This is a genomic window from Nocardia tengchongensis, from assembly GCF_054781395.1.
This window is the reverse complement of the sequence record NZ_BAAGUM010000015.1, coordinates 104,545-116,364: the sequence shown is the minus strand read 5'-3', so window position 1 is coordinate 116,364 and position 11,820 is coordinate 104,545. Positions and strand designations below refer to the sequence as shown.

The window sequence follows — 11,820 nt, the reverse complement described above, 5'->3', positions numbered from 1 at the left end:
CTACAGCGGGCAACGGCCCTGGATTGCCTTCAGATAGCGCGTCGCAGGAACGATGTCGAGGCCGAGTAGAGCGACCCCCAGAAACGCCGATGGCCCATCGAATCCCGCGCGATTCGATGGGCCGTCGGTTTCTTGCTGCGGTTCAGGCGGTCGGCTGGGTGCTACCACCGGCGCTGCCGCTGAACAGGCCCTGCAGGGTCTTGATCAGAACTGCAGCCAGGAAATCCTCAGCGGATCCGGTCACTTGCTACTCCTCATCTATCAATGACATGTCGGGCAAGTGAATCATCCACGGTTCACAATCAAAGGGAAGCCCTTTACCGAGGGAACTTTCAGCAACCCGACCGGAGCTACACGGTAGAACGCGTTCCATCAGGGTTTATATCGTTTTGATAAAACTGTGATCTACATCACAGTGAGTGGTCGACTGTGGCCTCGACCGCGTGCGCCAGACGCGGCAGCACCGACTCGCCGTACGCCTCGAGGGTCGAGGTCTTGGCGTCGTGCTGCAGGTAGACCGCGAACTGGTCGACGCCCAGCGCCTCGAGTTCACGCAGCCGGGCCAGGTGCTGGTCCGGGGTGCCGAGGATGCAGAAGCGGTCCACGATCTCGTCCGGCACGAAGTCCGCGTGCGGGTTCCCCGCCCGGCCGTGCTCGTTGTAGTCGTAGCCGTGCCGGCCGGCGATGTAGGCGGTCAGCGCGGCGGGCACCTCGGAGTCGGAACCGTAGCGGGCCACGATGTCGGCGACGTGATTGCCGACCATCCCGCCGAACCAGCGGCACTGCTCCCGGGCGTGCGTCAACCCGGCGGGCGTGCCGTCGGTGATGTAGGCCGGCGCGGCCACACAGATGGTGAGCTCCCGCGGGTCACGGCCGGCGCGTTCGGCGGCGGCGCGCACGCGGGCGATGGTCCAGGCCGCGATATCGGGGTCGGCGAGCTGCAGGATGAACCCGTCGGCCACCTCCCCGGTCAGATCCAGTGCGCGCGGCCCGTAGCCGGCCACCCACACCGGCAGCCGCGACTGCTCGGCCCACGGGAACCGGACCTCGGTGTCGCCGATGCGCGCACTGCGCCCGTTGCCCAATTCCCGGATGACGCCGATGGATTCACGCAGGGTGGCCAGGGTCGCGGGCCGCCCGCCCAGGGTGCGCACCGCCGAATCGCCGCGCCCGATCCCGCAGACGGTGCGATTGCCGAACATCTCGTTGAGGGTGGCGAAGGTCGACGCGGTGACCGTCCAGTCGCGGGTCGCCGGGTTGGTCACCATGGGCCCCACCACGACTCGCCGGGTGGCGGCCAGGATCTGGCTGTGGATCACGTACGGCTCCTGCCACAGCAGGTGCGAGTCGAAGGTCCACACGTGCGAGAACCCGTGCGTCTCCGCGATTCTCGCGAGTTCGATCACCCGGGAGGCGGGCGGCGTGCACTGCAACACCACACCGATGTCCATGTCGGCCTTCTCCCCTCGTTGCGCGGGTCAGATGAGGAACTGGGACAGCTCACGTTTCAGGAACCGGCCGTGACCGGCGCTGCCCCGGTACTGCCCGGCATCGACGACGATCCGGCCGCGCGCGAGCACGGTGTCCACGTGGCCGTCGATCTCGAAGCCCTCGTAGGCCGAATGGTCCATGTTCATGTGGTGGGTCTTGCCCACGCCGATGCTGGTGTGCCCGTTCGGGTCGTAGATCACCACGTCGGCGTCCGCGCCGGGGCTGATCACACCCTTGCGCGGGAACAGCCCGAACATGCGGGCCGGGGTGGTGCAGCACACCTCCACCCACTTCTCGAGCGAGATGCGGCCGTCCTTGACGCCCTGGAACATCAGGTCGAGGCGGTGTTCGACGCCGCCGATCCCATTGGGGATCTTGCTGAAATCGCCGAGACCGAGTTCCTTCTGATCCTTCAGGCAGAACGGGCAGTGGTCGGTGGCCACGGTGGAGACGTCGCCGGTGCGGATGTACCGCCACAGCTCGTCCTGATGCCCTTCGGCCCGGGCGCGCAACGGGGTCGAGCACACCCATTTCGCGCCCTCGAAACCCGGTGCGGCCAGGTTCTCTTCGAGCGAGAGGTACAGGTACTGCGGGCAGGTCTCGCCGAAGACGTTCTGTCCCTTGCCGCGCGCCTGCGCGATCTGCTCGAGGGCCTGTTTGGCGGAGACGTGCACGACATACAGTGGCGCGCCGGTCAACTGGGCCAGCATGATCGCGCGGTGGGTGGCCTCCTCCTCCATCTGCCACGGGCGGGTGAGCCCGTGGTACACCGGCGCGGTCTCCCCGCGTGCGAGCGCCTGCTCGACGAGCACATCGATGGCGATCCCGTTCTCGGCGTGCATCATCAGCAGCGCCCCCAGGTCACCGGCGGTTTGCATGGCGCGCAGGATCTGCCCGTCGTCGGAGTAGAAGACGCCGGGATAGGCCATGAACAGTTTGAAGCTGGTGACGCCCTCGGCCACCAATTCGCTCAGCCCTTTGAGCGATTCGGCGTCGACCGAGCCGACGATCTGATGGAAGCCGTAGTCGATCGCGCACTTCCCGGCCGCCTTCTCGTGCCACAGCGCCAGGCAGTCCTGCACCCGCTCCCCCGGCTTCTGCACCGCGAAGTCGACGATGGTGGTGGTGCCGCCCCACGCGGCGGCGCGGGTGCCGGTCTCGAAGGTGTCGGAGGCCTCGGTGCCGCCGAAAGGCAGCTGCATGTGGGTGTGGCCGTCGACGCCGCCGGGGATCACGTACTTGCCGGTGGCGTCGATGACGGTGTCGGCGGCCACGGCCAGATCGGTGCCGAGCGCGGTCGATCCCGGTTGCACCACGGCGGCAATGGTTTCGCCGTCGATCAGCACGTCCAGGGGCTGGGACCCGGTGGCGGAGACCACGGTTCCGCCGTGGATGAAGGTGATGCTCACGGTTCCACCAGCTTTCCGTAGGCGTCGGGGCGGCGGTCGCGGTAGAAGGCCCACCGGTCGCGCACCACCTTGATCAGGTCCATGTCCAGGTCGCGGACCACCAGTTCGGGCGCGGTGCCGGAGGCGACCTCCCCCACGAACTGCCCCTCGGGGTCGACGAAATAGCTGGTGCCATAGAAGTCGTCGTCCCCGTACTCCTCGATGCCGACCCGGTTGATGGCCCCGATGAAGTATTCGTTGGCCACCGCCGAGGCGGGCTGTTCGAGCTTCCACAGATAGCTCGACAGTCCGCGCGAGGTGGCCGAGGGATTGAATACGATCTCCGCGCCGGCCAGGCCCAGCGCCCGCCAGCCCTCGGGGAAATGCCGGTCGTAGCAGATGTAGACGCCGATCCTGCCGACCGCGGTGTCGAAGACGGGCCAGCCCAGATTCCCGGGCCGGAAGTAGAACTTCTCCCAGAACCCGTGCACGTGCGGAATATGGTGTTTGCGGTATTTGCCGAGATACCGGCCGTCGGCGTCGACCACCGCCGCGGTGTTGTACAGCAGCCCCGGCTGTTCCTGCTCGTACACCGGCAGCACCATGACCAGTCCCAGTTCGCGGGCCAGCGCGGCGAATCGGTCCACGGTCGGCCCCGGCACCGATTCGGCGTAGTCGTAGAACTTGGTGTCCTGGAGTTGGCAGAAATACGGCCCGTAGAACAGTTCCTGGAAGCAGATCACCTTCGCCCCGGCCGCGGCCGCCTGCCGCGCATAATCCTCGTGCGCCTTGATCATGGACTCTTTGTCGCCGGTCCAGCTCGTCTGTACCAGCGCCGCTCGCACATTCGCCATCCTTCGATGGTGCCCGCCGGATCACTGCGGGCAGGTAAAACACGGCGACAAATGGGAAACAGTTTCCCGCGTGTGATTCCCGTCATCGGGACCGCGGAGTCCGTTACAGTCGCCGGGCCATCAGCGATGGCTTCAACGATGCACCTTGTCTATCGACGTTCCATGGAGGGGTACATGAACACCATCACCCGCAATGTCGCCCGGCTGGCCGCGGCCGCCGCTGTCACCGGGGCCGCGCTGGCCCTGGGCACCGGCACCGCCGCCGCGGACGACTGGCCGGTACAGCAGCCCAACAGTGCGATCTACGTGCACGAGGTGAGCGGCTTCCTCACTCCGGCCGACCTCGACTACTGGAACCCCCTGGTCGACCGCCCGCGTCTCACCTCGCCGTACGGCAACTCGACCCGGATCGTCTGCTCCGGCTTCCACGGCGTGGACACCAGCTGCTACCAGGCCGACGCCGACGGCAACCCGCATCAGCTCAAGCGGCTGCCGGCGAACTACCCCAACCTGACCGGCAACGTCGCTCCCGGCGGCGGCGTCAGCCACTGGGTCTACCCGGGCTTCGTTCCCGGCAGCTGATCGGCGCACACGAAAGGGCCCGCTTCCGAAAGGAAGCGGGCCCTTTGGTTTTTCCGAGCCTTTACAGGTACTGGCCGGTGTTGGACTCGGTGTCGATGGCGCGGCTGGCGCTGGCGTTCTTCCCCGTCACCAAGGTGCGGATGTAGACGATGCGCTCGCCCTTCTTACCCGAGATGCGAGCCCAGTCATCGGGATTCGTGGTGTTGGGCAGGTCCTCGTTCTCGGAGAACTCGTCCACGATCGAATCGTAGAGATGCTGGATGCTCAGACCCGGGTTGCCGGTGTCGAGGACGGACTTGATGGCGTACTTCTTGGCCCGGTCCACGATGTTCTGGATCATGGCGCCGGAGTTGAAGTCCTTGAAGTACAGGACTTCCTTGTCACCGTTGGCGTAGGTGACCTCCAGGAAGCGGTTGTCCTCGCTCTCGGCGTACATGCGGTCCACCACGCGTTCGATGGTGGCCTGCACGCACTTGCTGCGGTCGCCGTCGAACTCGTCGAGGTCGTCGGCGCGCAGCGGCAGGGTGTCGGTCAGGTACTTGGAGAAGATGTCCTGTGCCGCTTCGGCGTCCGGACGCTCGATCTTGATCTTCACGTCCAGGCGGCCGGGCCGCAGGATCGCGGGATCGATCATGTCCTCGCGGTTGGAGGCGCCGATCACGATCACGTTCTCCAGGCCCTCGACACCGTCGATCTCCGAGAGCAGCTGCGGCACAACGGTGGTCTCCACATCGGAGGAGACACCCGAACCACGGGTGCGGAAGATCGAGTCCATCTCGTCGAAGAACACGATCACCGGGGTGCCCTCGGACGCCTTCTCACGAGCCCGCTGGAAGATGATCCGGATGTGGCGCTCGGTCTCACCCACGAACTTGTTGAGCAGCTCGGGGCCCTTGATGTTGAGGAAGAACGACTTGGCTTCCTTGGCATCCTCACCACGCGCCTCGGCGATCTTCTTCGCGAGGGAGTTGGCGACGGCCTTGGCGATCAGCGTCTTACCGCAACCGGGGGGACCGTAGAGCAGCACGCCCTTGGGCGGGCGCAGCGCGTACTCACGGAACAGATCCTTGTGCAGGAACGGCAATTCGACCGCGTCGCGGATCTGCTCGATCTGGCGCGAGAGACCGCCGATGTCGTGGTAGTCGACATCGGGCACCTCTTCGAGCACCAGATCCTCGACCTCGGCCTTGGGGACCCGCTCGAAGGCGAAACCGGCCTTGGTGTCGACCAGCAGCGAATCACCCGGGCGCAGTTTGCGAATGGGACGATCCGGATCCTCGAGGTTGTCGACATCCACCAGCGCGGACAGCGGTCCCGACAGCCAGACCACCCGCTCCTCGTCGGCGTGCCCGACGACCAGCGCCCGACGGCCGTCGTCGAGAATCTCACGCAGCGTGCCGATCTCGCCGATGGAGTCGAAGTTCCCGGCCTCGACCACGGTCAGCGCCTCGTTCAACCGCACGGTCTGGCCGTAGGTGAGGGTGGTGGTGTCGATATTCGGCGAACAGGTCAACCGCATCTTGCGCCCGGAGGTGAACACATCGACGGTCTGATCCTCGTACACACCGATGAGAACGCCGTAGCCGGAAGGTGGCTGGCCGAGGCGATCCACTTCCTCACGGAGAGCGACCAGTTGCTGGCGCGCTTCCTTCAGGGTATCCATCAACTTGGTGTTGCGAATCGTCAGCGAATCGACACGAGCTTCCAATTCCCGTGTGCGATCCGGCGTGTCGGCGAGTTGCCTCCGGAGTGCAGCTGCCTCGGCACGTACGGCCTCGAGTTCCCTCCAGGCTGCCGAATCCGAATGTTCGATGGGGCTCATGATGCTGCTCCTCCCAGTCCCGGTCTATCAACGCTACCGGGCTCTAACCGTTCCCGCTTTCCGACATGGTTTCGTCGTGATCACATCTAGGCTGCGGCCCACCGGCCGGACGAGCATGTTAGCCTGCCCTAACCTGTTTCCGGCGAGTTAATCGCCGGCCGAGCCGAAAGGTGCCGTTGATGCTCCTTCCCACCAGTCGTACTCCTGGTATGCGCAACGTCACGCGGACGCTTCGTGTTTCCGTGGCTACCGTCGCGGCCCTCGCGGCCGTTACCGCAACTGTGACCGCCTGCGGCTCCGACGACAAGGGTTCTTCGTCCACGACTACCACCGTGTCGGCCGCTGCCGCCGCGCCCGCGCCGACCGCGGAAGCCCTCCAGAGCGTTCTCACGGCCTTCGCCGACCCGGCGAAACCGGCTGCCGACAAAGCCAAACTAGTCGTCGACGGCGACAAACGTCTCGGAAATATCGAGACCATGAATCAGGGACTCGCCCATTACCAGGTCACCTTCGCGGTGGGCGAGATCAAGCAGGACGGCACCAAGGCCGACGCCAAGGTCGCGGTGACCTCGCCGCACGGCACCATGCCCGATGTCCCGATGGCCTTCCAGTACAGCGACGGCGCCTGGAAACTGGCCGACGCCGGCGCCTGCACGGTCCTGGGCATGGCCCGCGCCGCCTGCCAGTAGCCCCGCATACGCCGAATGGCACACCAGCGCGGGGACGGGTGTGGATTGCCCTCGCTGATGTGCCACTCGGCGATTCGATGCGCCGGATCGGCGCCGCGCGTCAGCCCTTCGAGGGACGGCGCTGCGGGCGCGGCGCGGTGACGCCGTCGGCCAGCCGGCGAGCCTTCACCAGGAAGGCGGTGTGGCCCTGCATGCGGTGCTCGGGGCGCACGGCCAGACCGACCACGTGCCACGGGCGGACCATGGATTCCCAGGCGGTGGGCTCGGTCCAGCAGCCCTGCCGGCGCAGTCCTTCGACCACCTCCGACAGCTGCGTGGTGGTGGCGACGTAGGCCAGGAAGACGCCGCCGGGGATGATCGCCTTGGCGACCGCGTCCAGGGCCTCCCACGGCTTGAGCATGTCCAGGACCACGCGGTCGACCTGCTCGCCGGAGTATTCGGCCACATCGCCCAGGGTGAGTTCCCAGTTGGCGGGGCGTTCGCCGAAGAATCGCTCGACATTCTTGACCGCGTGCTCGGCGTGGTCCTCGCGGATCTCCCAGGAGATGACCTTGCCTTCGGGGCCGACCGCGCGCAGCAGCGAGCAGGTCAGCGCGCCCGAACCGGCGCCGGCCTCGAGCACCTTCGCGCCGGGGAACATGTCACCCTCGTGCACGATCTGGGCGGAGTCCTTGGGGTAGATGACCGCCGCGCCGCGCGGCATGGACAGCACGTAGTCGGTCAGCAGCGGGCGCAGCGCCAGGTAGGGGGTGTTCTTGGCGGAGTTCACCACGCAGCCCTCGTCGGAGCCGATGAGGTCGTCGTGGTTGATGTGCCCGGCGTGGGTGTGGAACTCCTTGCCCGCCTCCAGGATCACCGTGAACTTGCGCCCCTTGGCGTCGGTCAGCTGTACCCGGTCACCGATCTGGAAAGGGCCGGTCCGTCTGGCCGTCATGAAACTCCGTTCTGCGTGTCTGATTCGTGCGCACCTTGTCGGTGCCTGCGTTTAGCCTGCCAGGTATGTCGGTCGACGCGATCAGTACCCCGGAGACAGAGCGATCGGGACCGGGTGGCCCCGCCCTGTCGCCTTCGCGGGCAATCGATTTCAAGCAGTGCCCGTTGAAGTACCGGCTGCGGGTCATCGATCGGATCCCGGAGCCGCCCTCGCGGGCGGCGGTGCGGGGCACGGTGGTGCACGCCGTGCTGGAGGCGTTGTTCGGGCTGCCCGCCACCGAGCGGGACGCCGCGGCGGCGGCCGCGCTCATCGACCCCGCCTGGACCGGGGTGCGCGCGTCCCGGCCCGAGGTCGAGTCGCTGATCCCCGACGCCGAGCTGCCGGAGTTCCTGACCGAGGTGCGCAAGCTGGTCGAGGTCTACTTCCGGCTCGAGAATCCCGCCGGCTTCGATCCGCAGTCGTGCGAGACCCTGATCGAGGCCGATCTGCCCGACGGCACCCCGCTGCGCGGCATCGTGGACCGCATCGACCGTTCGGCCGACGGGGAATTGCAGGTCATCGACTACAAGACAGGCCGCTCCCCGGGTCGGGACTACGAGACGCGGGCACTGTTCCAGCTCAAGTTCTACGCCTTGGTCCTGCTGCGCACCCAGGGCCGGGCCCCGTCGCAGCTGCGGCTGATGTACCTGGCCGACGGGGTCACCCTGACCTACGCGCCCGATCCCGAGGAGCTGCTGCGCTTCGAGCGGATCCTGTCGGCGCTGTGGGCGGCGATCGTGACCGCCGCCGAGACCGGTGAGTTCCCGCCCAGTCCGGGCTTCATGTGCCAGTACTGCGATTTCAAGCGACTATGCCCCGAATTCGGCGGCACGCCACCACCTTTCCCGTCCGGGCAGGACGAGCCGGAGCCGGAGCCCAGCCCGTCCTGATCGGGGTCAGAAGGCGCGGCAGGACCGGATGTCGGTGGCCAGGATGGCCTTGGCGCCCAGGTCGGCGAGCTGGTCCATGAGCTCGTTGGCGTTCTTGCGCGGCACCAGCGCGCGCACCGCGACCCAGTCGGCGTCGGTGAGCGGCGACACGGTCGGCGACTCCAGGCCGGGGGTGATCTTGACGGCTTCGTCGAGCAGCGCCTTGGGGCAGTCGTAGTCCAGCATCAGGTACTGCTGGGCGAAGACCACGCCCTGGATGCGGGCGACGAGCTGGTTGCGGGCCTTGTCGTTCTGGTCGGCGCCCTGGGCCTCGATGAGCACGCCCTCGGAGTCGCACAGCGACTCGCCGAAGGCGACCAGGTTGTGCTGGCGCAGGGTGCGGCCGGAGCCGACCACGTCGGCGATGGCGTCGGCGACGCCGAGCTGGATGGAGATCTCGACCGCGCCGTCGAGGCGGATGACCTCGGCGGAGATGCCGCGCGCCTTCAGGTCGCCGCGCACCAGGTTCGGGTAGGAGGCGGCGATGCGCTTGCCCTCGAGGTCCTCGACCTTCCAGTCGCGTCCGGCCGGGGCGGCGTAGCGGAAGGTGGAGCGGCCGAAGCCGAGCGCGATCCGTTCCTGCACCGGCGCACCGGAATCCAGCGCCAGGTCGCGGCCGGTGATGCCGAGGTCGAGCTCGCCGGAGCCGACGTAGATGGCGATGTCCTTGGGCCGCAGGAAGTAGAACTCGACCTGGTTGACCGGGTCGAGCACGCTCAGTTCGCGGGAGTCGGTGCGCTTGCGGTAGCCCGCCTCGGTGAGGATGGCGACCGCGGATTCGGAGAGTGCGCCCTTGTTGGGAACGGCGACGCGAAGCATGGGAGGTCCTTTCGGAACGGGATGGGAAGACGTGATCGACAGGGGGACGGCGGAGCGGTGCGCCGCACCCGGCCCGTCGGCGGGCACGGGGTGCGGCACACCTGCGCGTCACAGATGTCGGTACACGTCCTCGAGCCGCAGCCCGCGGCCCACCATCAGCACCTGCACCCAATAGAGCAGCTGCGAGATCTCCTCGGAGAGTTCCTCGTCGCTCTGGTACTCGGCCGCGATCCAGACCTCACCGGCTTCCTCGAGCACCTTCTTGCCCTGCGCATGCACGCCGGCGTCCAGGGCGGCGACGGTGCCCGACCCCTCGGGGCGGTTGGCGGCACGATCCTGCAGCTCGGCGAACAGGGCTTCGAAAGATTTCACGGGGAGTGATTCTCTCAGACGAGCGCACACTCCCCGCAATCGGTTATACGGTGAGCAGTTCGGCGAGTTCGGCCACGGCCCCGCGCAGCTGGTCGGCGAAGTCGTGCATGGCCGGGGCGACGTGCTTGGGGGTGGCCAGATACAGGTTCCAGCGGTCGGGCAGCAGCACGTAGGCGATGCCGATGCACTTGGGGCTGGTGGAGCCGAAACCGAAGTACTGGATGTTCACCGACGGCGCGGAGCTGGTGCTCAGGTAGTCGTCGCGGGTGATGGTCCAGCCGGGGCTGTCGTAGAAGGCCATCGGCGCGCTCGCGCCCAGTTCCTCGCCGCGACGCCGCTGGATCCACTGCAGTTCCCACAGGTGCTGTTCGGGGGCCTCGCCGCGCTGGCATTCCTGGGCGCGGCGCACGTGCGCCTCGGCGGCGGTGCGCAGGGCCACCAGTTTGCGGTCCCGGTCCACGGCCGGATCCTCCATGGCGGCAACGAAATCCAGCATCTCCTGGGTGATGACGCGCATGGCCTCGGTGCGGCCGTTGCGGAACTGGCGGGTGGCGATGGATTCGTAGGTGGCGCCGTTGAGGCCCTTGCTGCGGCGGTGGGCGAGCTGGTAGCTGAGCTGGGCGAAGGCGTCCGGGGAGATGCCCAGCTGCTTGGCGCGCTGGGTGCCGAAGTCGAACGACACCGTGGCAGTGGCGGTGTCGGCGGCGAACTGGGCGAACGACGCGGCAGCCGAGGCGATCTCGGTGCGGGCCTCGGGTCCGAAGGTGAACTCGATGGGCTCGTGGGCGGGCAGGCCCTGGGCTTGGGCGCCCGACTGCGCGGCGTGGTCGGCGACCGGCGCCTCGAGCAAGGTGTCGACGAAGGACAGGATGGTGGTGCCGTCCAGGCCGCAGTGCTCGACGTTGATGCCGGCCTCGCCGTCGGCGAACACCACGAACGACACCGCCTTGTCGAACCAGCGGTTGCCGCTGTCGCCGTGCAGCAGCTGGTCGCAGGCGTGCAGGGTGTCGCGGGGCGCGAAGTCCTCGAGGCAGACGCAGAACAGCGCGGTCTCGATGGTGTCGAAGGCGGCGGCGTTGGCGGGACGCAGGGCGGAGTAGAGCGGGGCCCAGTCGGCGCGGGCCAGGGTGGTGAGGTGTCCGGCGGCGGCATTGGTGGCCGCGCGGCGGGTTCCGGCCTTCATCACCGCGCGCAGTCCGTCGGCCAGGTCCTCGGGCGTGTGCGGCACGTCGCCGGCGCCGATGACGTCCATCCGGAACATGTTGCCGCGGTAGAAGACCACGATGTGGCGGGCCTCGGAGTGGCCGGGCCATTCCGCACTGTAGGGCACCCGCACGGTGTCCTGCGGTGCGCCCGGAATGCGCGTTTCGGAGAACAGGAACTTGTTCTGCGCCATATTGAGCCGGGTGCCGCGCTGGGTGGCGGGCTCGATGGTCTCGGCGTCCAGACGCAGCTTGTAGTTCACCGCGGCGGCGATCAGGGCGGCGGCGCGCTCGCTCTGGTCGGAGCTGGTCGATGAGGCCAGAGCGGTGTCGTCGCGGAACAGGAAGAAGAAGTTGGCGTTCAACGCGATTCGGTCCCGCCGGCCCAGGTAGCGCGAGGGCCAGAACTCGTCGAGCCAGCTGCCCACGCCGGGTGTCGCGTCGAAGCGCTCCAGGTCGGCGTGCAGGGTGCGGGCGGGACTGTCGGGGCGCAGCAGGTCCTCCACGGTGGCCGCGGTGGCGGCGTACTCGTCGGAGGTCAGCAGCGGGGCGCTCCAATGCAGGAAGCGGGTGCAGCTTTCCTCCAGGGTGGGCAGCGGGACGCGGGGCAGCTGCTCGTCGAAGGCGAAGGTGCTGTCGCTCAAGGGGTGTCCTCATGGTCGATGGGGTTGGGGCAGCCTGGCTGTGCACACGTGTCAC

Annotated in this window: 11 protein-coding genes; 3 read left to right on the top strand and 8 right to left on the bottom strand. The window is 67.5% G+C overall.

The annotated features are described in order from the left end of the window. Positions 1-410: 410 nt before the first annotated feature. The 3 genes from ACYVKL_RS27005 to ACYVKL_RS26995 are packed head-to-tail and all read right to left on the bottom strand — an operon-like array spanning position 411 to position 3,733. Positions 411-1,451 (bottom strand): TIGR03842 family LLM class F420-dependent oxidoreductase, encoded by a 1,041-nt coding sequence (locus ACYVKL_RS27005; RefSeq protein ID WP_379165945.1) that lies wholly within the window; start codon positions 1,449-1,451, stop codon positions 411-413. A 27-nt stretch (positions 1,452-1,478) separates the two neighbouring features. Then, positions 1,479-2,900: a dihydropyrimidinase gene (gene hydA, locus ACYVKL_RS27000; RefSeq protein WP_379165944.1), complete on the bottom strand. Its 1,422-nt coding sequence runs from the start codon at positions 2,898-2,900 to the stop codon at positions 1,479-1,481. After that, positions 2,897-3,733: a nitrilase-related carbon-nitrogen hydrolase gene (locus tag ACYVKL_RS26995; protein ID WP_357196167.1), complete on the bottom strand. Its 837-nt coding sequence runs from the start codon at positions 3,731-3,733 to the stop codon at positions 2,897-2,899. The genes hydA and ACYVKL_RS26995 overlap by 4 nt, the downstream gene beginning before the upstream one ends. 174 nt (positions 3,734-3,907) lie before the next feature. Here ACYVKL_RS26995 and ACYVKL_RS26990 point away from each other — a divergent pair, with 174 nt between their 5' ends. Next, positions 3,908-4,315 (top strand): hypothetical protein, encoded by a 408-nt coding sequence (locus tag ACYVKL_RS26990; protein ID WP_379165943.1) that lies wholly within the window; start codon positions 3,908-3,910, stop codon positions 4,313-4,315. Between the two features lie 61 nt (positions 4,316-4,376). Here the strand turns inward: ACYVKL_RS26990 and arc are convergent, their stop codons facing one another. Next, positions 4,377-6,137, bottom strand: a complete 1,761-nt coding sequence (arc, locus tag ACYVKL_RS26985; protein WP_379165941.1) for a proteasome ATPase — start codon at positions 6,135-6,137, stop codon at positions 4,377-4,379. Positions 6,138-6,379: 242 nt separating this feature from the next. Between arc and ACYVKL_RS26980 the strand changes: the two genes are divergently transcribed. Further along, positions 6,380-6,826, top strand: a complete 447-nt coding sequence (locus tag ACYVKL_RS26980; protein ID WP_357196158.1) for a WKL family lipoprotein — start codon at positions 6,380-6,382, stop codon at positions 6,824-6,826. 100 nt (positions 6,827-6,926) lie between these two features. Here the strand turns inward: ACYVKL_RS26980 and ACYVKL_RS26975 are convergent, their stop codons facing one another. Continuing rightward, positions 6,927-7,760 carry a tRNA (adenine-N1)-methyltransferase gene (locus tag ACYVKL_RS26975; protein WP_379165939.1) on the bottom strand — a complete coding sequence of 278 codons (834 nt, stop codon included), beginning with the start codon at positions 7,758-7,760 and terminating at the stop codon, positions 6,927-6,929. A 65-nt stretch (positions 7,761-7,825) separates the two neighbouring features. Between ACYVKL_RS26975 and ACYVKL_RS26970 the strand changes: the two genes are divergently transcribed. After that, positions 7,826-8,689, top strand: a complete 864-nt coding sequence (locus ACYVKL_RS26970) for a RecB family exonuclease (RefSeq protein WP_379165937.1) — start codon at positions 7,826-7,828, stop codon at positions 8,687-8,689. Between the two features lie 6 nt (positions 8,690-8,695). Here ACYVKL_RS26970 and hisG read toward each other — a convergent pair whose 3' ends face one another. From hisG to ACYVKL_RS26955, 3 genes are all read right to left on the bottom strand, one after another. Next, positions 8,696-9,547 carry an ATP phosphoribosyltransferase gene (gene hisG / locus ACYVKL_RS26965; RefSeq protein WP_213555187.1) on the bottom strand — a complete coding sequence of 284 codons (852 nt, stop codon included), beginning with the start codon at positions 9,545-9,547 and terminating at the stop codon, positions 8,696-8,698. Positions 9,548-9,655: 108 nt separating this feature from the next. Then, positions 9,656-9,919 (bottom strand): phosphoribosyl-ATP diphosphatase, encoded by a 264-nt coding sequence (locus ACYVKL_RS26960; protein ID WP_033085388.1) that lies wholly within the window; start codon positions 9,917-9,919, stop codon positions 9,656-9,658. 43 nt (positions 9,920-9,962) lie between these two features. After that, positions 9,963-11,765 carry a choline/carnitine O-acyltransferase gene (locus ACYVKL_RS26955; protein WP_379165936.1) on the bottom strand — a complete coding sequence of 601 codons (1,803 nt, stop codon included), beginning with the start codon at positions 11,763-11,765 and terminating at the stop codon, positions 9,963-9,965. Positions 11,766-11,820 lie beyond the last annotated feature (55 nt).